The organism is Chitinophaga costaii, from assembly GCF_900094705.1.
GTDB lineage: Bacteria > Bacteroidota > Bacteroidia > Chitinophagales > Chitinophagaceae > Chitinophaga > Chitinophaga costaii.
This window is the reverse complement of the sequence record NZ_FMAR01000002.1, coordinates 406492-431860: the sequence shown is the minus strand read 5'-3', so window position 1 is coordinate 431860 and position 25369 is coordinate 406492. Positions and strand designations below refer to the sequence as shown.

The following is a 25369-nucleotide window of genomic DNA, read 5'->3' as shown; positions in this document are numbered from 1 at the left end:
GCGCCGAAGCGCCCCTTCCTTATCAGAATGATGCGATTAGTAATGGCATTTCTGGCACTCGGTACCACCTACTTGTTCAACCGTTACACTGTCTATCTTACCATTCTTCACGTCGTCATGTAATTTGGTAAAGATGGAGTAGTATTTGTTTTCGGTGAACTGCACTTTGGTAGTACGGTGACAGTTAATGCACCAGCCCATGGACAGTTCTGCGAACTGTTTTACTTCGTCCATTTCCTGAATGTTGCCGTGGCAGGTCTGGCATTGTTGCTTGCCGGCTACTACGTGCTGGGAGTGGTTAAAGTAAACATGGTCAGGCAATTTGTGGATGCGTACCCATTCGATTGGGGTACCTGGTTTCGTGTATTTGCCTTTGTCCTTATCCCAGCCTACGTGATCGTACAATTTCTGGATTTCGGCAGTACCGTTGATCTTTTTGCCTTCTACTGTAGTGAGCTCAGGGCCATGGTATTCGTTGATGGCTTTATGGCAGTTCATACAGATGTTCTCGGAAGGAATCATAGCGTGCTTACTCTTTTCCGCACCGGCGTGGCAGTACAGACAGTTAATCTGGTTAATGCCTGCATGCACTTTATGCGAATAAAAGATTGGCTGAACGGGCTGATAGTCTTTCTGACGGCCCAGGCCGATAGCACCATTGATGGTATAATAACCACCGAGGATAAAGAGCAGGAAGATAACGATGGCGATGTAAGCCTTGTTTTTGTAGAAAGGAACAGGTTCCGGAACGGCTACACCTTCTTTGTCGGCGGCCAGTTTGTTCAGGTTAGAGTTGATCTGGAGAAGGATAAGAGCTACCACCGCAAGTACCAGGGTAATGATGCCGAACAGCAGGCTGTTGCCACTTCCTTCTTCTTCACCACCGGTTGCTGGCTGGCCTGTAGCAGCAGCAGCGCCACCTACAGGTTTGCTTTGTTCGTCCTTGATATAGGCCAGGATATTGTCGATATCCTCATCCGAGATCGAAGGAAAAGCAGGCATCTGCTGACCATTAAAATCCTTGAACAGATTGTTGGCGTAAGCATCGCCACTGGCAAGTACAGAAGCAGAATTATGAACCCACTGATGCAATAATTTCTTATTGGTCCAGCGATCTTCTACTCCGGCCAGCGCAGGGCCCGTTACTTTTTTGTGAACATTGTGACAGGTAGCACAGTTTGCTTGGAATATGGCCTTACCCTTGCCAGCGTCTGCGGCATTCACATTGGAAAACGAGAACAGCAGACCCGCGCATAGGATAAGCACACTCACAAATTGCTTGCGCAAATGATTGGAAACACGACGATACACAGCCTATATAATTTAGATTTGACCTAAGTTTCTTAAAAGTGCCCACAAAAATAAGACAGAATGTTGACAATCCACAAAGAATTAAAAAAATTAATTGCTTGTAATAGTCAATTCTTTTATTACACTACATGCCCCGAAAGTTACCGCAGTAAAGGGTTGTAGCTTATTTACCTTACTAGCTTCCGTTACTTATTAGCGAAAATTCCATATAAACTCTTTCTATATGTTACCTTAGCCTTGTGGATAAGTTAACCGCTTAAAAAGTACTGTGGTTTAGGATCTTACCATATAACCCCGGATCAACCTAAAATGTTTGGGCAAGCAGTATGCCAGCAAATATGATTTTTGTCAGGTTTTCCCGCTTTCATGGATAAACTCTTTTTGTAGTTGAAAATACCTTACTATCTATATCCGTAATTGCGGCGGAAATTTTTAAATGATGGTTTTTAGTCCTTCTGGACACCGTATGCCTGCAAAAATGCGATAAAATCCGATTATATGCATTAAAAATAACCCGGAGTTACAGATTATACAATATACGTCATCCAATTTGTCTTTAGCGTGCTTATTTTTGCATCTTCTTAAAATTGTCGCGTTGAAACAAATTGCCATTTTCGCATCAGGGGCCGGCAGTAATGCCCAGCAGTTAATTGACCATTTCCGGGGTTCGTCCCTTGCCACTATAAGCCTCATCGTATGCAATAAGCCTGGGGCGGGTGTGCTGGACATTGCCGCCCGTGAAGGTATCCCCACTCTGTTGCTGAACCGGCAAACGTTTTTCGAGACCGACACTTATGTGCAAGCGCTGCAGGACCACCATATAGATCTGATCGTACTGGCAGGCTTCTTATGGAAGGTGCCGCCCAATTTGGTGCAAGCCTTTCCCCAACGCATCGTTAATATACACCCTGCATTGCTTCCCAAATACGGTGGCAAAGGCATGTATGGGCATTTTGTACATGAAGCGGTGATTGCCGCCGGGGAAACAGAAAGCGGCATTACCATCCACTTTGTGAACGAACGGTACGATGAAGGTACCCCCATCTTACAAGAGCGTTGTAACATCACTCCCACCGATACGCCGGCGTCCCTGGCCAGGAAAATACAGTCATTGGAACACCGCTGGTACCCTACGATTGTGGAACGATTATTGTCACATTCCGCGTACTGACGGCCCCATTTATTGCCGCTATAGCTCCTTTTTTAAAGCCGGTATTTACTTATGAAAAGCTTACTTGCCGCCATTTCCTTATTACTTTTCGTCTTGGAAGTTACCGCCCAGGATTCCATTCCTCCTATTCCAAAAAGTACTTTTATAAAAATAAATCCTACCACACTTATTAATGAATTAGATATTTCTTTTGAACAGGTCATCTCCAAAAAGGTAAGCCTGGAAGCCGGTATAATCGGCGTATACACCGACTACCCTGATTATGTACTTTTGGATAGGATAGACATTGGCCAGAATAAACCCGATATCAGTACCCACCAGTATGTAGACGCCGTGGGGCTGGGGGTACGTGCTGGCATTCGCTGGTATATTGTTCCGCGAAACAATACCTCTTCCGTACTGCCCTCCGCCGGCGGCACCTATTTTGAACCGATGCTGTTTTACAAACGCATTTTTTATCCCAATGAAAATACCCGCATTAACAACATTGATTACAAAAACGCTGGCGACAAGGACGTATACGGTCTGCAACTGCTGATAGGCCGCCAGGTAACCCACAACCGATTTGTGGTAGACCCTTACATTGGCCTGGGCATCCGCACCAAAATATATCATTATAATACCTATCACGATAATAACGGCGCTCCCGACCTGGATCATGGTCGACTAGTAAGTATATTGCCCAGCATACAATTTGGGATAAAGCTGGGCCTTAAACTATAAACTTGCTATTGCTACCGGCAGGTTCCTGTTAATTTTCCAATAGCTGGTTGGAAAATTGTTATAAAATTGCCGCCCGGCAAATTGTTCTTTGGAAATTGCCCCGCAGACAGGAACTTTGTAGCCTAAACTGTTATCATGCGCGTTTCCAAAAAAGCCATCTTTTATATTGCTTTCTTTGCGCTTTTGTCTATCGCATTCCTAACCTATGCAGGTTACGCGATTTACCAGGCCAATGGCACCATTAAGCACGTAGAGCACTTACCCATTTTGGGTCCCGGCCATACCGTACAGGGCTTTTCTTTCGTAAACCAGGAAGGCCGTACCATCACAAATAATGATGTGAAAGGTAAAACCTATGTAGCGGAATACTTCTTTACCACCTGTAAAGGCATTTGCCCAAAAATGAATGCAAATTTGGAAAAGGTGTACGCCCGTTACCGGAATACACCGAACTTTCTCATCCTATCCCACACGGTAGATCCCGAGACTGATAGTGTACCCGTACTCAAGGCCTATGCCCTTAAGCATGGGGCCGACAGTAAAAATTGGTGGTTTCTGACCGGCAATAAAAGACAATTATATAAACTAGCCCGAGAAAGTTACCTGGTAGATGACGGCACCGACACCGGTCCAGACGACTTTGTACACACGCAATGGTTTGCCCTGGTTGATAAGGAAGCCCGCATTCGCGGACTGTACGAAGGCACAAAAATGAGCGACATCGACAAACTGAATACTGACATTGGTCTCTTAATGGCAGAAAAATAGCCAATGAAAAATACGCTGCGCCTTCTTTTCTATGTATTAGCCCTGTATTGCGTAGAAACGCTGATCTGTACGGTTTTCCTTGAAACGGAATATTATGTGAAGGCCTTGCAGGGGCATTACGACTGGGGATATCGACAGGCGCTGCGCGATGCTCTGGAAATGAACCTGGTGCGCTTCCTGGGATATTACCTGTTCACCTTTGGCACCCTGTATTTTTTGTTGCCGAGGATAGGGAATGACCGGCGCTGGCCAGTGGCCATGATCAATTGCGGCGTGTATGTTATATTGGCCGCCCTTTGCTGGCTGCTGGCACCTGCTACGATGGTGCTGTGGTTTAAAACGTTTGCCATATATATGACGATAGCCACTTTTATAAGCCCATTTGTTTTACGTAAATTCAGACCATGAATATCCGGTACAGTGAGAAAATAAAGGAATTGCTGCGCGAGAGCAAACTGAGTGTTACCGATACGCGCACCAAAATATTAGAGTTGTTTTTCAAAACCAAGGGGGCCCTGGAGCATCACAATTTTGAAAAATTGGACGGTGCCACCTTCGACCGCGTGACAGTGTACCGCACGCTGCAAACTTTTCTCGACAAAGGCATTATCCATAAAATACCTAGCACCGATACCAGCATTCATTATGCCTTGTGTAAAGATTGCTCGGAGGACCACCACGACGACCACCACATTCATTTTAAATGCCAGCACTGCGACAATACTCTTTGCCTGGAAGGCATTGCCATCCCGGCTATACAACTTCCACAGGGATATACTGCTGACAATGTTGAAGTAATCGTAAGCGGGCTATGTCCAAATTGTAAATAATTACAGACCCGTCAGGAGAAAAAAACAAGGCCAGGATACATGATCCAGGCCTTGTTTTTTTAAAGGCAAGTCACTATTATACAATCTTATCGATCTCGGCCTGTACGAAATCTGCCAACTCTTTGACATAAGCTGGGGAGAAATCGAAGCGGATGCCGGCCGCTTTATATAATTCTGGCAAAGACCTCGTATTGCCGAGGCTTAGCGCACGCTGGTAATTTTCTAACGCTTGCGCCTTGTTTTCGCGGTACTGCTTCCACATGGCAATAGCACCTAATTGGGCAATGCCATACTCGATGTAGTAAAATGGTACTTCAAACAAATGCAACTGACGTTGCCAACTGGCAGCACGAGCTTCTTCCAGGCCGCTGAAGTCTACTTCGTGTGGCGAAAATTCTTCCAGTATCCGGAGCCAGGCGGCAGTACGCTCCGTTTCAGTATGCTGGGGGTGCTCGTATACCCAGTGTTGAAACTTATCAATGGTGGCTATCCAGGGGAAGATGGTGATAGAGCGCTCTAGTTGCTGAAGCTTGGCACGTTGCAGCTCCGCTTTATCGCTAAAGAAAATATCCCAATGGTCCATGGTGAACAGCTCCATGCTCATGCTAGCTACTTCGGCTATTTCCATCGGATATTCCTTAAATGCACTTAATGCGAGGGGATGACTCAGGAAAGAATGCACTGCGTGGCCACCTTCGTGTACCATGGTAGTGAGGTCTTTCATCTGGCCGGCGGCGTTCATAAATATAAAAGGTACACCGGTTTCCGCCAAGGGACAGTTATATCCTCCGGGCGCTTTGCCAATACGGCTTTCCAAGTCCAGGCGTCCCATGCTTTTCATCACGCGCAGGCATTCGCCAAAGAAAGGGTCCAGCGCGTCGAAGGTGGTAATGGCTTTGTTTACCAGTTCTTCGCCGGTATGGAAAGGTTCCAGCGGCTTAGTGCCAGCCGGTTCGGCTTCCGTATCCCAGGGCCGTAGTAGGTCAAGACCTAATTTGGTTTTTTGTCTTTGCAAGCTGGTTTTTACCAGTGGTACAATATGCTCGCGCACGGCAGCGTGAAACTGATAGCAGTCTTCTTTAGTATAATCAAAGCGGCCCAGTTCGCGAAATTTATAGTCGCGGTAATTCTCAAAACCAGCATTAATGGCTACCTGTTGGCGCTTTTGTACCAAATCGGTATATAATATATCCAGGGCGGCGCGGTCTTGCAAGCGCCGGTCCATGGTTTTGCGATATACTTCTTCCCGAAGCCCACGGTCGCTACTTTCCAGGAATTTGGCGGCCTGCTGTAAAGTATATTCTTTGTCCTTTATATTGACCGTCATTTTACCGGAGATCACGCCATACTGTTGGGCCATTACACTCAGATCGGCGAACAGCGGCACGTTCTCGGCCTTATACAACGACACCTGGTTACGGGTATTGCGCAGGTAAATGTCGAAACCTGGTGTTTGCAACTGGGTACTGAAAGGGCTATCCAGCAGGCGCTGGTTAAGAATGTTTACGATCGGCTGCATTTTCGGCTGTATTTCCATGCAGAAATAGGTAAAGGCAGCTTCCAGTTCAGGATCGTTGGTATCGCAGGTCATTTTAATCTGGCGCCAGCAGGCGTCTTCGCTTACCACCGCTTCCAGTTCGCTGATGTCGCGAAGCCACTGTTCCAGGGCCTCCGGTGTGTTCAGGGGACGGTCTTGCAAGTCCTGAAAATAAGGTTCCAAGGCCTCCCAGGTAGTAAGGGTAAAATTTTCCGGCAGAAAATGCCGAGGTGCTTTTTGGATATGTGCGGAGATTGTATTCATGCTACTAAAATAGAAAAATCCAAACTGCCAGCCATAGTATAGGAGACCAGGAAGTTTGGAAATTGGCTAAATAAAACGTTAAAAATACCGGGAAATGGCATGCTTTACCAAAAGCAGCGAGTAAACCTCACCCTTGGCAGGGGTTTATGTTGCACCCTTCGGCAACGTTTGCAAGAGATACCTGCAAACGTTGTGAAGGTGTGTACCGGTACAGGCAGCCATTGGCTGCGTAACCGGTTATAAAGACTATTCTTCTTCTTTCTTTTTCTTAACTGCTGCTTTCTTTGGTTTAGGAGCGGTCGCTTCCTCCCCTTCTACCGGCGCTGCGGCTGCTTTGGGCTTAGTAACTTTCTTAGGCTTTTCTACCGAGGCCTCCACTGTGCCTTCGGAAACTTCGGCTTTCTTGGCCTTTGGCTGCTTGGCTGCTTTTTCATCGGCAGAAGAGGCTTCCACGGCTGTTACAGGCGCATCTTCCTCCGTTGCTGTTTCCGGGGCCATTATTTCGTCGAACTTTAACAGGTCGTTGGCCTTCAGAATACTATACCATTTCACCATTTTCTTCATATCGCTCACGTATACTCTTTCTTCGTCGAAAGTAGGGAATACGGTTTTGAAGTATGCTTTTACGGCATTGTTGTCTGCCTTGGCGTTAGGTTGTTCGGTGGTGGCCTGTTCGTCCATGGCTTTAAACACGGATACCAGGTTCACATTATCACCAGTGGTAAATACTTCGATGCTTTCAAGCGGGGTAAAATTGTGAACGCGGGAAGATACAAAGCGGGAGCTTTTGTCTTCCAGTGATTTCACGATAGCGCCATCTTGCTTGCTAGCTATCAATTGGTACAAACCGCCGAGGCCGGTTATTGCAACAATCTCTCTATACTGCATATTCAATTTTTTTGGAAGGGCAAATATAAAAAAATTAATTATTGGCCAATGCGCTGGAACGGAAGACCTTATTTTCCGCTAAGTTGAAATGCCCCTCTAAGGAGCGTTAAGCGCTTAGGGTGCAGCGGATTAGCGGCAAACAGGCCCGCTAAAAAATGCCGCAGGGAAAGTGATTAGGGCATCCGTCCACTCCGCTTTTGTAGCATTATCCAGGCTTGCATACCCCTAGTGATCTAGGCTAACTCGATGCGAAAATGCAGCGGCAGGCCCAGTTTTTTTCCCAAAATGCACCGATTATTTCAGCCGCCGGGCTAGTACCAAAGGCTGTTTCCAATATTTCACCGACCCTTCCTGGTTAAAGATAGCCGCATAAATTATGTAAACTCCTGCCGGCAATTGTTCTCCCCGATCGTTCAATCCATCCCATACAAACCGGCCCTGTGTACCCAGCAGGCTGTTACGCACCAGCTCCCGCACTACCCGGCCATTGGCATCAAACAAAGTGATGTTTGCCATAAAGCCAGGCAGAGGCTGCAAGTAATCTATGAAAGCCTGATCGTCCATCCCATCATGGTCTGGTGAAAAAGTGGATGGGGCCACTGACCACCCAGTTACCTCCTGTCCCAATCCTGCTGCCTGCGAATTTTTACGGCCAGGTGTGCTGTAACCAGCACTTGCTGCAGCAGAATGCCAATTATTAGCCGCCAGGGTAGCCACCTCCGGATCTATACGTTCCAGTGAAATACCTTTGGCATTAGATAGTAACCCAAACTGCATATCTGGCGAATACGCAAATGCATCCAGTCCATGCCCATCATACCGCAGCAGCATGGCCGCTCCATCGTTCGACAGTTGCGGTAGGTGTACCGTTAGCAGGGGACTTTCCAATCCACACACCGCTTGCTGACAAAGCACTCCCGGATCGTTACTGATCACCGCATACGCCCCGCTTAGCAGTAAAGCCGGCTTGCCGGAAAGGGGGAGTACATTTTTATCCGCTCCGTATTTATCCTGCATCACCCAATACAAGTGGGAAAGGTCTACAGCCTGTTTACTGCGGTTATAAATTTCAATAAATTGTGGCACCCCTGGTAACGGATCATACATCACTTCATTAAATATAATATCCAGGCTATCCGGTATGCCAGTGCATGCAAAGGAAGCTTCGTTTTTAAGACCGCTTTCAAGCCCGTTGCAATCAACAATTCCACGTGTGGAGAGCGTGTATAATATACCTTGTTGTAGCGGATTTTTTAAAACCAGGTGTACCTCATCCCACAAAGGCCCTACCACATCTGCCTGTAACGCCTGCAAAGCGTTATTTTTAAACTGATAATGCTGCAAATCCATTGCCATAGCGCTATCCAGCGTAGCTGAAAATGTTAGTTGCAGGTGCAGACTATCTAAAGGAAATACTTGCAATAGGTCAGGCAACATGGGTTGTATCTCCCCATCGACTGTATTTCTTTTTCCTGGAGAGCCTCCGCTTGGGGCTGTAGATGCCGACCAGTTTTCTCCCCCACTGCAGGGCGTTGCGTCCGATATTATTTCCAGGCTATGCCCTCCTTTTGAAAAGTCTTCGTTTTTATAAGTGTTTTTATTGTAGGCTACCACGTGTAGCAGCACGCCGGTTGCATTTCGCAACAAAATGGTATCCGCTGTTTTAAATGCAGGGAAAGACCTTACGCCCACGGTAGCACCAAACTTTAAATAACTGCTCACCGCGGCTACATCGCACACAATGAGCAAACTATCCGGCGCCAAAGCGTATTGCGGCAACACGCTTTGGCGTATGCGATTGCCGATGGTACAACCCTGAAGCTGCAATGTATCCTGGCTCCGGTTGCGCAACTCCACAAACCGGTATCCAGGCAGCTGTACGACGGGCGTTGGGTCTGGGAGGATTTCGTTAATAATTAAATTGTATAAAACAGGTGCTCTTCCTACAATGTGCGTTGGCAGGGGAGTTACCGTCGTATCAGGTGGTGTTATTGGTGGTGTTACAACCGTATCCGGCGGTGTTATCACCGTCGTATCAGGTGGCGTTACCGGTGGGGTTACAACCGTATCCGGCGGTGTTATCACCGTCGTATCAGGCGGTGTTACCGGTGGGGTTACAACCGTATCCGGCGGTGTTATCACCGTCGTATCAGGTGGCGTTACCGGTGGGGCTACAACCGTATCCGGCGGTGTTATCACCGTCGTATCAGGTGGCGTTATTGGTGGTGTTACAACTGTATCCGGCGGTGTTATCACCGTCGTATCAGGTGGCGTTACCGGTGGGGTTACAACTGTATCCTGCGGTGTTATCACCGTCGTATCAGGTGGCGTTATTGGTGGTGTTACAACCGTATCTGGCGGTGTTATCACCGTCGTATCAGGTGGCGTTACCGGTGGTGTATCAACCGTATCTGGTGGCGTTATTGGTGGTGTTACAACTGTATCCGGCGGTGTTATCACCGTCGTATCAGGTGGCGTTACCGGTGGGGTTACAACTGTATCCGGCGGTGTTATCACCGTCGTATCAGGTGGCGTTACCGGTGGGGTTACAACTGTATCCGGCGGTGTTATCACCGTCGTATCAGGTGGTGTTACCGGTGGGGTTATAACCGTATCCGGCGGTGTTATCACCGTCGTATCAGGCGGTGTTACCGGTGGTGTATCAACCGTATCCGGCGGTGTTATCACCGTCGTATCAGGTGGCGTTACCGGTGGGGTTATAACCGTATCCGGCGGTGTTATCACGGTCGTATCAGGTGGTGTTATTGGTGGTATTACCACCGTATCCGGCGGTGTTATCACCGTCGTATCAGGCGGTGTTACAGGTGGTGTATCAACCGTATCCGGCGGTGTTATCACCGTCGTATCAGGTGGCGTTACCGGTGGGGTTACAACTGTATCCGGCGGTGTATTCACCGTCGTATCAGGTGGTGTTATTGGTGGTGTTACAACCGTATCCGGCGGTGTTATCACCGTATCGGGCGGTAAGGCCGTAGTGTCCTTCCACTCACCTACTACGAAATCATCAAAATAATGCTTCTCAAAAAAAGAGGCGGTGGATTGTTTTATCGCAAGTCCAAAATATCCACCAGCCCCTGCACTGCTATCCACCGCTGTATGCACAGTGTCATAATTTGCTGTATTGCCCAACGCTATCTGCATTTCCCAATGCCCGCCATGCCGCATTACCCGTACTTTTAGCGTATTAGATGCATGGTTTAGCACACCATCTGTCCCATCTATGAGCTTCACGGCAGGCTGACCAGCGGACAGGTGATAGAGGCTAACTTCATCCGCCGTATTGCCTACACGTACAAAGTAACCACTCACTGCAGACGATAATAAATTCAACGTGTCTGCCAGCAAAAAAATATCAACATAATTTTGAGAAGAGGGATTAAATCCCAACTTCATCCACCATTCCCAGCTATCCGCTTGTAAAGGATGCTGCGTGGAGAGATAAAAAGAACTTTTCACTTGCTGCCAATGACTTTGCAGCCTGCCTTCACTTATGATCCAGGCAGTGTCAGTTCCCTGCCATACCGATGACGGTACCACTGTACCCGTATCAAAATTTTGCCGAAGGCCCTGGGCATTGGCCCAGGAACAAAATAAACACAAATAAATGGTGCATAATAAACAGGACGTCGCTACCATGCGCTTCCAAACAATGGTGTTCCACATAACGGTTAGGGTTTGACAAAACAATTTGTTCCAAATATTTCACTGCAATGGTCCAAATTTATCATCACTCAAATCCTTCAAAATTGTTAACGGAAAATATCAATGGATTGCAAACGCATTTACTCCCCGTAAACTGTTAACTTCCTGAAAAAATTGCCATGAAAACAGGTAGCGGCAAATTCTCCAATCCGGCAAAGGTCAACGGTTGTTACGGTGAGGTAGTGTTGGAAAGTAACGTACATACCAATACCTCCGCTACTACTTTGCGCATCCATGATGTGTATGATGGGTGGCGAGCCGGTATTTTATTCGGCTGCCAATATTTTCTGGATCATTGCCCCAAGTGCAACGGTCTCACGGTGCATATACTTAACATTAAGTCCGATGCCGCCACAGACAATACCATGATGGCCTACCTCACGATTCAGGCCCTGGTACAGTCTACCGGCCTTCCCGTGCAAAAGGAGGTTTATTTCGATGCAGTTGTAGGTGCTTTCGTATTTCCCCGCTAGATCCTAGCCTCAGCTATACCTGCTATTCTTCCCATCCGTTGGAATTTCTCTAATACTGCCGCTGAAATGACCGTTATTCCTGCATTTCTCCTAAAATTCCCTGTTCGCAGCGAAAAAACGCTTCCCAAGTCTTAATTTTACGGTCCTAAAATAAATTTCATAAAAATGAAAGTTGCCGTTGTAGGAGCTACCGGACTGGTAGGCTCAAAAATGTTACAAGTGCTTGCGGAACGAAATTTCCCAGTTACCGAATTGATTCCAGTAGCCTCCGAAAAATCGGTGGGTAAGGAAGTAACATTTAAGGGCAAATCCTATAAGATTGTGAGCGCGACAACAGCCATTGCGCTCCAGCCTAACGTAGCGATCTTTTCCGCCGGTGGGACTACTTCTCTGGAGTGGGCGCCCAAATTTGCAGAAGCCGGTATTACGGTTATTGATAACTCTTCCGCCTGGCGTATGGATCCTACCAAAAAACTGGTAGTCCCAGAGATCAATGGAGATACCATCACTACTGCCGACAAGATCATTGCCAATCCCAACTGCTCTACCATACAAATGGTACTCGTGCTAAATCCACTGCATAAAAAATATGGTATAAAACGAGTAGTAGTATCCACCTACCAATCGGTAACCGGCACCGGCGTAAAAGCGGTGACTCAGCTTATGAACGAGCGCGCGGGCATAACAGGAGAAAAAGCTTATGCTCACCAGATAGATCTAAATGTGATCCCGCAGATCGATGTTTTTACTGACAATGGTTACACCAAGGAAGAAATGAAAATGGTGAAAGAAACTATAAAAATCATCGGCGATGATAACATTAAAGTAACGGCCACCACAGTACGCATACCCGTAATTGGAGGACACAGCGAATCGGTGAATGTGGAATTTAATAGGGAATATGACCTGGCAGATGTGCGTTCCATCCTGGAAAACACCTCCGGCGTGGTGGTGGTAGATGACCCTGCCCAAGGCAAATACCCTATGCCCATAGACGCCCACGACCGCGATGAGGTATTTGTAGGCCGCATCCGCCGCGACGAAACCCAGGATAAAACCATCAATCTCTGGATTGTATCGGACAATCTGCGCAAAGGCGCTGCTACCAATGCGGTACAGATTGCGGAATACCTGGCCGCAAAAAATTGGTTGTAATTTTTCTTCTATTATAATGAAGGCTTGGTTGAAAAAACCAGGCCTTTATTTTATCCATCGTTATAGAGGCTGCATATGTATCAACCTTAGCCATATCAATAGCAGTTACGAAAGTTTTGCTGTGAAAATCAACTGCATATTCCCGTTCTCATTCCACAACAAGTCTTGATTTGAGACTCTCTTCAACTGACATGCATGCCAAAAATGCTCTTGTAACACAAGTATCACGGTACTGTGATGCTTTTTTATTCAATAATTCTACAATTCCTTAAAATAAACGCAGAAAAGTAGTGAACTCAACCGTTGTATCTTTAATATATTCAATATTTTATTAAAGTAATACAACGAAAAACTACACAGAAGTAGTATTGAATTGTGCTGGAATTCTTACATCTTTGGAAACATAATCCTATGCACCCGGGCACTAAACCGCTTGGATCGTTTCGAAGTCGTATTGAAAACTATTAAAATCCTAAAATCCTAAGTTTAAAAATCCTAACCTATGAAAACGAACACCAATCGCGAACTCCTGTTAATGCAAAAATTTACCGAAGAATGGAGTAACAATTTTTCTTCCCAGGTTTCGAGGATTATGACGATTGTCGATCAGAAAGACACCCTGGACGGCATTATTCCCATTATCGAAGTGGCCAATGTGTACACTCAGAAATTTGCACACAACAAAACGGAAAAAGAATGCTTGCTCAAGAATCGCAAAGCACGTCCTTTTGAGTTTGTTATTCACAAAAACTAAATTGTAAGTTCTGCTAGTATCTTTCATTAAGTAGTATTAGTATATGGGTAAGCGGGCATAGCACTCGTTTCTGCACCATTCATCCTACTTACTACTTAATACATTCCATTGTCTATTCCAATGCACGGTTCAGGAATATCAGTAAGGATTGCATAGCTGCAAAACTTTTAAGTATTTCTTTGGCAATGCCTGGTTTAGTACAAGATTCATCCGTAAGATGATGATTTACTGTAAAACTTTTATACCTCAAAACCGCTATGGCCGGATTATCGGCAGTATACCCCTGGGGAACTGTTTTCAATACCTCCCCGCCTAACTTTCCGAAGTATTTTTTAAAATTCTTTTCTTCAATGATTTCCTGGAATTCGTTGAAGTTGTAATCAATTTCCTGCCTAACCTTTTTCAACTCCGGTGCTGCGGGCATCCATAGGCCACCTCCAGCGAAGCTATGCCCTCCTGGCTCATAATGAAAGTAGTATCCAGCCTTCACCGACTTCTTTCCGCCTGCCTGAAAACTGGCGCCCATGTTGGTTTTGTAAGGTGTTTTGTCCTTGGAAAAACGTACATCCTTGTAGATGCGGAATACACAGTCTTTCACCTGCAATGCTGCCATCGTGGGGTCTTGCTGTGCAAGGCCATCCAGCAGTTGTTGTACCAGTTGCTCAAAATCCAATTTGGCAGCCAAGTAATCCTTTTTGTGCGCATCAAACCATTCCTTGTTGTTATGTTTACGGAGTTGAAGCAAAAATTTTTCCGTTGCAGTAGCAGGCATTATTTATGAATTAAAGTGATAAAGTTACTTATTTAGACGCCTTCTTGTTTTTAAGAAAATGTGGGCATTCAAGGCCTTTTTATTACCTTTACATTCATCAGATGATATGATGAATAAGCATGCAACCATCATAAAGAAACGTTCCCTGGCGGATGAAGTGGCCGGTCGCCTCCAAGAGCAGATAAGCCAGGGGGTATACCCGGTGAACGGTAAATTACCGATAGAACCGGAGCTGATGAAGACTTTCGGCGTAGGGCGTTCCACCATAAGAGAAGCCATTAGATCGCTGGTAAACGCCGGCTTTTTGCGTGTGCAGCAAGGGTTAGGTACTTTCGTGGAGCCGGTATTCAGCAGTCCAACTCCAATAGACCAGCGCTTAAAGCGGGCTAACTTAAATGACTTGAACGAAGTACGCCAGCTCCTTGAAATGAAGATTGCCGAAAAAGCTGCCCAATTTCGCACCCAGGAAGATATTCAACACATGCAGGACTGCCTGAATCTGCGCCAGCATACTGCGGCCACCGGCAACGTAGCTGCTACCATTGAAGCCGACATTGCCTTTCACACAGCCGTAGCCAATGCCGCACAAAATGAAATACTTTCTGATTTATATAAAGTCGTGTCTGTATACCTGAAAAAAGGTTTTGAGAAAATATATAACGATACCTCCGTTTTTCTGGATACTCATCAATTGCATGAACAGTTACTGGCCGCCATTGTGGCTGGCAACCGGAAGCAGGCTTGGGATATGGTAACAAAGATTATTGATAATGTTGACAAATAGAGCTGGTAGTGATGCAGCATCCTATTCTTCTTTTTTATTTCCTTGCTTAAGTCATGGAAGGGGTCAATCAACAACAAATTAACTAAATAATTTATATCAATTTGAATATTATTAGTTTATATATTTTAATGAAGTTGTAATATTTTTCGTAGTAGTCATCAGATGATCTGATCTTAAATATGCTTATGGAAAAATTAATTCCGGCCCAACGCCCGGCCCCCGCATTACAACAGGCTGCACAGCAAACAATTTTCGCCATCCTATTCACGATCAGCTTATCACACCTGATCAACGACATGTTGCAATCCATTATCCCATCCACCTATCCTATTCTTAAAAGTGAGTTTCATCTTACCTTCACCCAGGTAGGGCTAATTACCTTGGTGTACCAGCTAACTGCTTCTATCTTACAACCCTTCGTGGGTTGGTTTACGGATAAGCACCCCACGCCGTATTCCCTGGCGGGAGGGATGGGCTTTACCCTTACCGGCCTGGTGCTACTGGCGTATGCAGATAGCTTTGAACATATCTTGCGGGCTGTAAGCCTCATCGGTGTGGGTTCTTCCGTATTTCACCCGGAAGCATCGCGGGTGGCACACCTGGCATCCGGTGGCAGGAAGGGACTGGCACAATCTATTTTCCAACTAGGCGGCAATACAGGCAGCGCACTAGGCCCCTTGCTGGCCGGACTAATCATCGTACACCATGGACAGCGCAGCATCACCTGGTTTTCTTTAGCGGCGGTAGCAGGTATTGGCATTTTACTCATCGTGGCCCAATGGTACCGTAAGAAACTGACGGAGCAAGCGGCGAATAAACACAAACGCACGATTGAGCATTTCCATAACTTCTCCACCAAAAGGGTCATTGCTTATCTCGGCATACTGCTAATACTTATATTCTCCAAGTATTTTTACATGGCCAGCATGACCAGTTACTATACCTTTTTCCTCATCAATAAATTTCATCTTACGGGCGATCAGCCTCAAATGTACCTCTTTGCTTTCATGGGTGCAGTAGCTACCGGCACCCTGCTTGGAGGGCCACTGGGCGACCGGTTTGGCAGGAAATACATTATATGGTTTTCTATCCTGGGCGTGGCACCATTTACCCTGTTACTTCCCTATGCATCATTGTTCTGGACCTGTGTATTGTCTGTGTGCATAGGACTTATTCTGGCTTCAGCCTTCTCCGCCATCCTGGTGTATGCTACAGAATTGGTGCCTGGTAAAGTAGGACTCATCGCAGGTCTTTTCTTTGGACTGGCCTTTGGCATGGGCGGCCTGGGTTCCGCCGTTTTGGGCAAGCTGGCAGACAAGACCAGCATTGACTTTGTATTTCGTGTCTGTGCCTTCCTGCCGCTGATAGGCATTATCACCGCTTGCCTGCCTAACCTGGATAGACGGGCAGCGCGTTAGTTAACTAGTGCGTTTCTTCCCTGCCGCAAATGCGCAGGGCAATGAGCGTGTTTGTGTGGGGTGTTTATATGACAACATATACCACCCGTATGTGGACAAGCTAATGCTGTATTATCCTATTGGTAACAGGTAAGCAATAAAAAAGCCCGTGGCGCAGTAACCACGGACTAGTTAAATGTAAAGCAGCATAGATCTGATCTGGTTGATAAAATGAAAAAAGTTAGGCAAGGTACAATGGTCGCACGCGAAAGTGGTTTATAGTTTTGTCTCTGAGATTTTGGTTGATTGTGGGGGAGCGTGTAACCTTGCCAAATATAGTAACCGGCATCCGGTAGGCCAGTGTCCATCGCCTGAAGTAAGCCAGTTTTGAATTGGCATTACCTGCCTGTGGTGAAAAGGCGACGGACAGTTAGGCTACCAGTGCCGGGAAGTAGTTATTTGTCAACAAACTCCTTGTACTCAGTAGGCGCCGCACCTTCTTTGAGCGCACCCAGGCCATTCACGGCTAAATTGGCAGGGTGGTATTGCTCTCCATGCTGGGTAGCATCCAGGCCCAATTCTTCTTCTTCTTCTGATACCCGCAGCGGGTGGATCAAGTCAATCAGCTTGAAGATACCGAAAGACACCACAAAGCTGTAAGCCACTACGATAGACAGGCCAATGACTTGTTTTACAAAGAGGTCGAAGTTACCATAGAACCAACCGTCGTTGCCGGCAGGATTTACAATCTTTGTAGCGAAGATACCCGTAAGCAGCATACCCACCATACCACCTACACCGTGGCAGGGAAATACGTCGAGCGTATCGTCAATGCTAGATTTGCTTTTATAATGCACGGCCAAGTTTGAAATTATGGCTGCAATGAAACCAATAAATAAACTTTGCGGGATGCCTACAAAACCGGCAGCTGGCGTGATGGCCACCAGGCCTACAACAGCGCCGATGCAGAATCCAAGGGCGGACGCCTTGCGACCACGAATCACATCAAAGAATACCCAGCTAAGACCGGCAGCCGCAGCAGCTGTATTAGTAGTAGCGAAAGCAGTCACCGAAAGCGAGTTAGCACCCAGGGCAGAACCGGCGTTGAAACCAAACCATCCGAACCAAAGCAATCCGGTACCAATGAGCACAAAAGGAATATTGGCAGGTTCTAATTCTTTCTTTTCAATATGATCTTTACGGCGTTTCAGCACCAGGGCACCCGCCAGCGCAGCGCAGCCGGCAGAAATATGTACCACGGTACCACCTGCAAAATCCAGTACCCCCATTTTATAGAGGAAACCGTTTGGATGCCAAGTCCAGTGGGCTATTGGCGCATACACCAAGAGGCTGAATAACACCATGAACAATACATAGGAAGTAAAACGGATACGCTCTGCTACTGCGCCTACTACCAAAGCAGGCGTGATCACTGCAAATTTCATTTGGAAGATGGCAAACAATAGCAAGGGAATGGTACCTGCGTTTACAAAAGGCTGAGAGGAAGATACATTTTTGAAAAAGAAATACGTACCAGGGTTACCAACCACACCGCCAATAGAATCGCCAAAGGCCATGCTAAAACCTACGGTTACCCAGATAACGCTCACTAATCCAGCAGCTATAAAACTCTGCACCATGGTAGAGATCACATTCTTGCGATTTACCATGCCTCCGTAAAAGAAAGATAAACCAGGCGTCATCAGGAATACCAAGGCTGTGGCTACGATAATCCAGGCAATATCGGCGTTGTTATACTTACCGTCTCCATTGTAAGCAACCTGATTTTGTATAAACAGCCCTATAACGGCCAATGCGGCCAGTATCATAAAAGGCAAATAGTCTTTAAAAGGTACTTTTTTCGACATCATAGCTGCTTTTTAAAAATTCTTGAATAAAAATACATTTTTGTTCATGAAAATGCCGACTATATTGAAAAATTAGAAATAATTAAATAAAAAAGCGCATTTATTTCATCAAAAACATCATATTATAATTAAATAATATATAAATAGCCCTTTCCAGGTGTTTTGATTACGTAAGTATGCTATGAGAGAGTTGATTCACAATAATTTAGGCTCGGTTGAGGCTGGTATTGAAAATTTCAAATTGGGATAGGTCTTAAACATTCTATTGAATGATTAAAAAAATAATCTATTTTAAATCAGTTAAATAAGAAAAATCAAAATTACTAATATGATTTAATTAGCCTAAATAGTGGATGATATATGTCCGGATATTTCATGTGTTTAGATATGGGCTTAGCCCAAATTCAGTATTTTTTATGATGGGCATCATAAAATGCCGCCAGTTACAGGAAAATGTAGTACTACACCATATAAAAGTATTGGATACTTAGATAAGGTTGTGGTAATGAAAGGGATAATGGGGAAAGTTTTCAGATACAATTATATTTTAATATAATTGCTTGAGATCATATTAATTTTCCTACAAAGGGCAGATAGGTTCTAAACAATTGTGGCTGGCTGGTTCCGGTTTCAGCCAAGGCAATACTTATTTTTTCATGAATTCCAGGTCTTTCTGCATCTGGAACATCTGGTCGCGGAGGCGGGCTGCTTCCATAAAATCCAGGTCACGGGCTGCTTTCTCCATTTCTTTTTTCACGCGGGCAATGGCTTTTTCCATTTGAGGGATGGTTTTTTGTGCACTGATATCTTTATTATACACCATTTTGTCGTCCGCCACGAGCGACATATCATCGTGCATTGCGTAGGGCGAGGTCTCGTCGAATTGTTTGATCTCCAGTACGGAAGTTTGACCCATAATTTCCTGAATAGATTTTTTTACGGTACGGGGTGTTATACCGTTGGCAATATTATAAGCTAGCTGACGTTCGCGGCGGCGGGTGGTTTCATCGATCGTGCGCTGCATACTTTCCGTAATAACGTCGGCATAAAAGATAACCAGGCCGTCTACATTACGGGCGGCACGGCCAGCCGTTTGGGTCAGCGAGCGCTGGTCGCGCAGGAAACCTTCCTTGTCGGCATCTAGGATGGCCACCAGGGAAACTTCTGGCAGATCGAGACCCTCGCGCAGCAGGTTCACTCCCACTAGCACATCAATCTTACCAAGGCGCAGATCGCGCAGTATTTCCACCCGCTCCAGGGTATCTACCTCGGAGTGTATATAGCGAGACTTGATGTTAATGCGGGCCAGGTATTTATCCATTTCCTCGGCCATGCGTTTGGTAAGTGTGGTCACCAGGGTACGATCTCCTTTCTGTATACGTTTGTCAATCTCGTCCAGCAGATCATCTACCTGGTTAATGCTGGGCCGGATTTCAATGGGCGGGTCCAGCAAACCAGTAGGCCTCACCACCTGTTCTACCACCACTCCTTCCGTTTGTTTTAACTCATAGTCGCCCGGAGTGGCGCTCACGAAGATCACCTGATTCATCATTTCCTCGAATTCGTAAAAGTTCAGGGGCCGGTTGTCCATTGCCGATGGGAGGCGGAAGCCGTAGTCCACCAACGTAAGTTTACGTGAGCGGTCGCCTCCGTACATACCACTGATCTGGGGGATCGTCACATGGCTTTCGTCAATGATCATCAGAAAATCCTTGGGAAAATAGTCGATTAGACAGAAAGGCCGGGCACCGGGTTTGCGCCGGTCCAGAAAACGGGAGTAGTTCTCAATGCCGGAGCAATAGCCCAATTCCCGGATCATTTCCAGGTCGTAGTTTACCCGCTCCGTGAGGCGTTGGGCTTCTATATGTTTGCCATTGGACCGGAAATATTCTGCCTGGGCCATCAGTTCATCTTGGATTTCAAAGATGATCTGCTGCATTTGATCTTTGGGAGCGAGGTACATGTTTGCCGGGAAAATGGCTGCATCTTCCATCGTCATAATACGCTTGCCATTGGTTACATCAAAGGTTTCAATTTCCTCAATCTCATCGCCGAAGAAGGTAATGCGATAGCCATAATCCACATAAGGCAGGTTTACATCCACCGTATCGCCCTGAACCCGGAAATTAGAGCGGTTAAAATCGCCAGTGGTGCGGGAGTACAGTGAATTTACAAGGGCGTGTAGCAAGGCATTGCGGCCCATTTGCTGGCCTTTTACGAGGCGAATGATCCCGTTTTCATATTCCGTAGGATTACCCATACCGTAAATGCAGGATACACTGGCCACTACAATAATGTCACGGCGTCCAGACAGCAGGTTGGACGAGGCCCGCAGGCGCAGTTTGTCCAGCTCTTCGTTAATGGCCAGGTCTTTTTCTATGTAAGTATCGCTTACTGGCATGTAAGCCTCGGGTTGGTAGTAGTCGTAGTAAGACACGAAATATTCTACCGCGTTTTCCGGGAAAAATTGCCTCAGCTCCCCGTATAACTGGGCTACCAGGGTTTTGTTATGGGTAAGCACCAATGTTGGGCGCTGGGTGTTCTGGATCACATTAGCAACGGTGAAGGTCTTGCCTGAACCGGTTACGCCCAGCAGGGTCTGGTAGGGCTCCCCTTCATTTACCCCTTCAGTAAGCCGGCGGATAGCCTCCGGCTGGTCGCCGGCTGGCTGGTAAGGTGCATGTAATTTGAATGGCATTTAGCAAATTTAAGGTATTCACTATTAGGGACAATGTAAGGGTAAAACCTACCGTCCCTAGCGGACAGGATCACCTTCAGTTAGCCACTTGTACATTTCGTCCATTTTTACCATTTACTTTCTGCATTTTTGTGGCCAAACTTTACAACAGGACATATGGGTAAAAAGATAATTGCCGCACTATTAGCCGGCATCTTATTGTTACAGGTGCCATTGCAGAGCTTTGCCTGGGGGAAAAACGGGCATCGCATTGTAGGGGAGATCGCTTACCGCCATTTGACAAAGAAAGCCCAAAAGGCGGTGGATAAGCTGCTGGGCAGGCAAAAACTGGCACTGGTAGCCAATTGGCCGGATTTTATAAAATCCGACACCACGGGCCAGTACAAGCATATAGATACCTGGCACTACATCGATGCGCCGTCAGAAGGCGATGAAGCCAGCTTCCTGCAATTCCTGCAAAACAAAAAAGAAGACAATGCTTATAATAAGGGGGCAGACTTCATTAAAACCCTGAAAGATCCCAGCGCCAGCCAGGAAGACAAGTTGTTCGCACTTATTTTGCTGACCCATGTAGTGGGCGACATCCATCAACCGCTGCACGTAGGCACCTCTGAAGAAGGTAGTGGCGGCAATAAGATCAGCGTTACCTGGAATGGGCTGACCACCAATCTGCACAGTGTTTGGGACGATAAGCTGATCGAATTCCAGGGACTGAGTTACACTGAATACAGCAATGCGCTGGATACCGCTTCAGCGGCCGAAGTAAAGGCTATTCAACAAGGCAGCTACGTGGATTGGATGTACGAGTCCCACCTGTTGGCAAATGGTCTCCTCAACGAAGTGAAATCTGGGGATAAGCTAAATACTTTCCGTTACACTTATTATCACATAGGTATGCTAGACCGGCAACTGCTGAAAGGCGGGTTGCGACTAGCCGCAGTGTTGAATGAGATTTACAAATAATACTGCCAAAACAGGATGGTAAACGCAAAACGCCGGAACGATGATCGCTCCGGCGTTTTTTATAATTCGGCAGTGAAGTTACACCAGGTCAATATCAAAATTTACCAGGTCTACAAACTGCTCCAGTCGGGTGCTGATGTCTTCATGGTTTACTTCGCGGATACGCTTAGTTCCGAACTGCTCTACGCAGAAAGAGGCCATCACAGATCCCACGATGATGGCAGTTTTCATGTTTTCAAAAGAAATGTCGCGGGTTTTAGCGAGGTGGCCAATGAAGCCTCCAGCAAAGGTATCGCCGGCGCCGGTAGGGTCAAATACGTCTTCCAGCGGCAGGGCGGGAGCAAAGAACACGTGATTTTCATGAAAGAGCAGTGCGCCGTGTTCTCCTTTTTTGATGATCAGGTATTTGGGGCCCATGGTCAGCAGTTTTTTGGCTGCTTTTACCAGGGAGAACTCGCCGGTAAGCTGGCGGGCTTCACCATCATTTACCAGCAGTACATCTACCTTTTTGATCGTATCCAGCAAGGCGTCCAGGGCCACGTCCATCCAGAAGTTCATAGTATCCATGACAATCAGTTTGGGGCGTGTTTTCATCTGGGCAATAACGCCAGACTGTACCTGGGGCGACAGGTTACCCAGGATCAGGAATTCCGCTTTGCAGGCTGCTTCCGGCAGGACTGGATTAAAATCTGCCAGTACATTTAGCTCAGTAACCAGGGAATCGCGGGTGTTCATGTCCATGTGATACTTACCCTTCCAGTAGAATGATTTTTCATTTTCCTTCACCTCTACGCCGTCCAGTACTACGCCCCTGTCTGCAAGTGCGGCCAGTTCCTTCTTTGGAAAATCGCCACCAATCACGCTGATCTGGTGTATGGGTTTTACAAAATTAGCAGCAGCCAATGCAATAAAAGTGGCTGAACCACCAATGATTTTACCGGATTGACCAAAGGGCGTTTCGATCTCATCGAAAGCCATTGTACCTACGACAGTGAGCGACATTTCAGGAGTTTATGTTGTAAAAAATTAGAAAACCGGGGCAAATGTACATTATTCGTAGTTCTTTGTGTACGCAGCACCCATTCGCTATCTCCCAAAACTGAGAATGACCGGAAGATTCCGGCCATTCTCATGATGGTCCTCTTCATTAGGATATGGCCCCCGGGGAAGTAACTTCCTGATGGGGATTTTTAGGAAATTCTAGTGTATGGTTTTCTAAGGAATCGTTCTTATTATTTTAAGAGCACCGTAGTACTCAACACCTTGAACTCAGTACGCCGGTTCAACTGGCGGCCTTCGGGGTTGTCTTTCCCGTTGGGCAGGGTGTTTGGCGCAATGGGCCTGGTTTTGCCATAACCTCTAGCTATCAGCCGAGATACGGGTACGCCTTTACTTTCCAGGTAACTCACACAAGCCTGGGCCCTGGCCTGACTCAATTTCATATTATAAGCATCCTTGCCCTTGCTATCGGTGTGTGCGCTTAATTCTACATTGATGTCTGGATTGTCCTGCATGATGATTACGATGCTATCCAATGTGGGCTTGGATTCGGGTCGTAAGGTAGCCTTATTAAAATCATAATAAATATCTTTCAGCACTACAGGCTTGCCGATCTCGAATCGTTTCAGGCAGATACTGGGATTGAACATAGAATCTATTTTCTCCAAAGTATCTGTATTGCTGTATACTGCCTTCGTGAAGTAGTCCTTTCTTTCAAACAACACCTTATAGTGTTTTTTCATTTCTACTGTAAACAGGTATAAACCGCTTTCATCCACCGTTTGGGTTTGCAGTACATTGTTAGTCGAGGTGTCTACGAGACTTACGCGCACGCCAGACAAAGGCTGATGGGTATCGCAATCGAAAATAGCACCGCCGAGCATATTTGCTTTAGGCTTTTTAGTACTAAGGAAAGAAAACAGTTCCAGGCAGCATACCGACTCGCGGTCTGAGGCGATAAAACCATTTTTAAGTGGGTTTTGCTGATCGCTGGCAGCAAAATAAATATCGTCCTTAACAGAATTGAAAGGCGTACCCAGATTTAGGGGTTCTGTCCAACTACCAAAGGTGCCATTGCTGGTGAAAAAATCTAACCCACCCAGGCCTACGCGGCCACTGGTGCTGAATACGAGCAACTTGGCCTCGCTATTATAATAAGGGGCCTGGTCTTCTTCCCGGGTATTGATGGTAGTACCCATGTTCCGCGCAGTACCCAGGGTACCATCGGTATGGATCTCACAATACCAGATATCGTTCTTGCCCATGCCGCCGGGGCGGTTAGAAGCAAAGGAAAGATATTTGCCATCGGTACTCACATTCGGTTGCATGGAGTTATAACCTGCCACGTTGATATTGGCATCCAAGTCTATCGGTTCTGTCCATCCATTGTTGCTCCGTTTGGCAGCACAGATACGGGTTGCTTTAATACCGTTTATGATGCTCCACCGGGTCAGGTATATCAGCTTACCATCGGGGGAGATGGAAGCGGCCCCCTGGTCGATGCCATAAGAGGTGGGCAGTTCCACTTTTGCGGCACCCGTGTATAAGCTATCCTTGCCCTGGGCTTTCCAAAGATTATTGATATAGGGATATTTTTTTTTCTGTATGCTTTGGGAGTCTGGCCGGCTAGAGGTAAAGACGATGGTATGATCGTCTATGACCAATGGGGCATAATTGGCTCCGCCGGTATTGATATTACCACCCAACCGGGACACGACAAATTCAGGTTTACGGTTAGCATCTTCCACGGCAAATTTGCAATTAGCAATTTCCAAGTCTGCCCTTGCGCCGTAGTCGTCATTTTCTTTATATTCTTTGCGGAACTGGGTGAATTGCTGTTCGGCCAGTTCAAATTTCCGGTTGGACCGTAGCGTCACCCCATAATAAAAACGGGCCAGCGGGAAAGGATTATTTTTAAACCCTGCTGCCTGGGCATACCATTTTTCCGCGCTGGAGAAGTCGTTATACTTCCGGTAAGACTCTGCCAACTTATAGACGGCCTCTTCGTAGTCTTTGTCTTTCTTATTGCCGGAACTTCTGGAAGCCCTTTCCACATTGTAAGGCATCACTTCCTTGTTTTTAACATTTTTTTCCGTGAGGGCCTTATTATAGTACAATGCAGCGGAATAATAATCGCTCTTATTGTAATACACATCGGCAGTATGTTTGTAATCATACACATATTGCGCTTGCGCGCCGGCAATGACCGCTTGCAGTGCAAGCAGGCACAATACAGTCTTGAGGGTAGGAACAATACGTTTTGCAAAAGGCTGCATATCGTAAAAATTTTA

The 25369-nt window shown here is 46.4% G+C and carries 21 protein-coding genes; 12 read left to right on the top strand and 9 right to left on the bottom strand.

Annotated elements, in window-relative coordinates; genetic code table 11:
- Positions 1-36: 36 nt before the first annotated feature.
- The gene (locus GA0116948_RS04890) at positions 37-1311 is read right to left on the bottom strand and encodes a c-type cytochrome (RefSeq protein WP_240619177.1); all 1275 of its coding nucleotides are present in this window, start codon (positions 1309-1311) and stop codon (positions 37-39) included.
- A gap of 595 nt (positions 1312-1906) precedes the next feature.
- Between GA0116948_RS04890 and purN the strand changes: the two genes are divergently transcribed.
- The 5 genes from purN (at position 1907) to GA0116948_RS04865 (ending at position 4803) form a co-directional block, all read left to right on the top strand.
- Positions 1907-2482, top strand: coding sequence for a phosphoribosylglycinamide formyltransferase (purN, locus tag GA0116948_RS04885; protein ID WP_089709484.1), 576 nt, complete (start codon positions 1907-1909; stop codon positions 2480-2482).
- 51 nt (positions 2483-2533) lie between these two features.
- Complete coding sequence (locus GA0116948_RS04880; protein ID WP_089709483.1) at positions 2534-3205, top strand: hypothetical protein; 672 nt, start codon at positions 2534-2536, stop codon at positions 3203-3205.
- Positions 3206-3340: 135 nt separating this feature from the next.
- Positions 3341-3973 (top strand): SCO family protein, encoded by a 633-nt coding sequence (locus GA0116948_RS04875; protein ID WP_089709482.1) that lies wholly within the window; start codon positions 3341-3343, stop codon positions 3971-3973.
- A 3-nt stretch (positions 3974-3976) separates the two neighbouring features.
- Entirely contained in the window at positions 3977-4381 is a 405-nt protein-coding gene (locus GA0116948_RS04870) for a hypothetical protein (protein WP_089709481.1), read from the top strand.
- Positions 4378-4803, top strand: coding sequence for a Fur family transcriptional regulator (locus GA0116948_RS04865; protein WP_089709480.1), 426 nt, complete (start codon positions 4378-4380; stop codon positions 4801-4803). Before GA0116948_RS04870 ends, GA0116948_RS04865 begins: the two co-directional genes overlap by 4 nt.
- 76 nt (positions 4804-4879) lie before the next feature.
- Here the strand turns inward: GA0116948_RS04865 and GA0116948_RS04860 are convergent, their stop codons facing one another.
- The 3 genes from GA0116948_RS04860 to GA0116948_RS04850 form a co-directional block, all read right to left on the bottom strand.
- Positions 4880-6604 (bottom strand): M3 family oligoendopeptidase, encoded by a 1725-nt coding sequence (locus tag GA0116948_RS04860; RefSeq protein WP_089709479.1) that lies wholly within the window; start codon positions 6602-6604, stop codon positions 4880-4882.
- 246 nt (positions 6605-6850) lie between these two features.
- The gene (locus GA0116948_RS04855; RefSeq protein WP_089709478.1) at positions 6851-7492 is read right to left on the bottom strand and encodes a DUF5606 family protein; all 642 of its coding nucleotides are present in this window, start codon (positions 7490-7492) and stop codon (positions 6851-6853) included.
- 294 nt (positions 7493-7786) lie between these two features.
- Positions 7787-9343: a lamin tail domain-containing protein gene (locus tag GA0116948_RS04850; protein WP_089709477.1), complete on the bottom strand. Its 1557-nt coding sequence runs from the start codon at positions 9341-9343 to the stop codon at positions 7787-7789.
- 97 nt (positions 9344-9440) lie between these two features.
- Between GA0116948_RS04850 and GA0116948_RS04845 the strand changes: the two genes are divergently transcribed.
- The 4 genes from GA0116948_RS04845 (at position 9441) to GA0116948_RS04830 (ending at position 13597) form a co-directional block, all read left to right on the top strand.
- Positions 9441-10526, top strand: coding sequence for a hypothetical protein (locus GA0116948_RS04845; protein WP_089709476.1), 1086 nt, complete (start codon positions 9441-9443; stop codon positions 10524-10526).
- 808 nt (positions 10527-11334) lie between these two features.
- The gene (locus GA0116948_RS04840) at positions 11335-11688 is read left to right on the top strand and encodes a hypothetical protein (RefSeq protein WP_089709475.1); all 354 of its coding nucleotides are present in this window, start codon (positions 11335-11337) and stop codon (positions 11686-11688) included.
- Positions 11689-11853: 165 nt separating this feature from the next.
- Positions 11854-12843: an aspartate-semialdehyde dehydrogenase gene (locus tag GA0116948_RS04835; protein WP_089709474.1), complete on the top strand. Its 990-nt coding sequence runs from the start codon at positions 11854-11856 to the stop codon at positions 12841-12843.
- A gap of 502 nt (positions 12844-13345) precedes the next feature.
- Positions 13346-13597 carry a hypothetical protein gene (locus tag GA0116948_RS04830; protein WP_089709473.1) on the top strand — a complete coding sequence of 84 codons (252 nt, stop codon included), beginning with the start codon at positions 13346-13348 and terminating at the stop codon, positions 13595-13597.
- Between the two features lie 112 nt (positions 13598-13709).
- Here GA0116948_RS04830 and GA0116948_RS04825 read toward each other — a convergent pair whose 3' ends face one another.
- Entirely contained in the window at positions 13710-14369 is a 660-nt protein-coding gene (locus tag GA0116948_RS04825; protein WP_089709472.1) for a DUF2461 domain-containing protein, read from the bottom strand.
- A gap of 106 nt (positions 14370-14475) precedes the next feature.
- Between GA0116948_RS04825 and GA0116948_RS04820 the strand changes: the two genes are divergently transcribed.
- Both GA0116948_RS04820 and GA0116948_RS04815 read left to right on the top strand, forming a co-directional pair.
- The gene (locus GA0116948_RS04820; protein ID WP_089709471.1) at positions 14476-15153 is read left to right on the top strand and encodes a FadR/GntR family transcriptional regulator; all 678 of its coding nucleotides are present in this window, start codon (positions 14476-14478) and stop codon (positions 15151-15153) included.
- Positions 15154-15338: 185 nt separating this feature from the next.
- Positions 15339-16571 (top strand): MFS transporter, encoded by a 1233-nt coding sequence (locus GA0116948_RS04815; protein WP_089709580.1) that lies wholly within the window; start codon positions 15339-15341, stop codon positions 16569-16571.
- 434 nt (positions 16572-17005) lie between these two features.
- On the opposite strand, the gene GA0116948_RS04810 is transcribed toward GA0116948_RS04815, so the two are convergent.
- Together GA0116948_RS04810 and uvrB are read right to left on the bottom strand one after the other, a co-directional pair.
- On the bottom strand, positions 17006-18421 hold the full coding sequence (locus GA0116948_RS04810; RefSeq protein ID WP_317041898.1) for an ammonium transporter: 1416 nt from the start codon (positions 18419-18421) through the stop codon (positions 17006-17008).
- A gap of 643 nt (positions 18422-19064) precedes the next feature.
- Entirely contained in the window at positions 19065-21116 is a 2052-nt protein-coding gene (gene uvrB / locus GA0116948_RS04805) for an excinuclease ABC subunit UvrB (RefSeq protein WP_089709469.1), read from the bottom strand.
- Between the two features lie 156 nt (positions 21117-21272).
- Here uvrB and GA0116948_RS04800 point away from each other — a divergent pair, with 156 nt between their 5' ends.
- Positions 21273-22079: a S1/P1 nuclease gene (locus GA0116948_RS04800; protein ID WP_089709468.1), complete on the top strand. Its 807-nt coding sequence runs from the start codon at positions 21273-21275 to the stop codon at positions 22077-22079.
- A gap of 78 nt (positions 22080-22157) precedes the next feature.
- Here the strand turns inward: GA0116948_RS04800 and GA0116948_RS04795 are convergent, their stop codons facing one another.
- Positions 22158-23081: a PfkB family carbohydrate kinase gene (locus GA0116948_RS04795; protein WP_089709467.1), complete on the bottom strand. Its 924-nt coding sequence runs from the start codon at positions 23079-23081 to the stop codon at positions 22158-22160.
- A 230-nt stretch (positions 23082-23311) separates the two neighbouring features.
- Entirely contained in the window at positions 23312-25354 is a 2043-nt protein-coding gene (locus GA0116948_RS04790; protein ID WP_089709466.1) for an OmpA family protein, read from the bottom strand.
- Positions 25355-25369 lie beyond the last annotated feature (15 nt).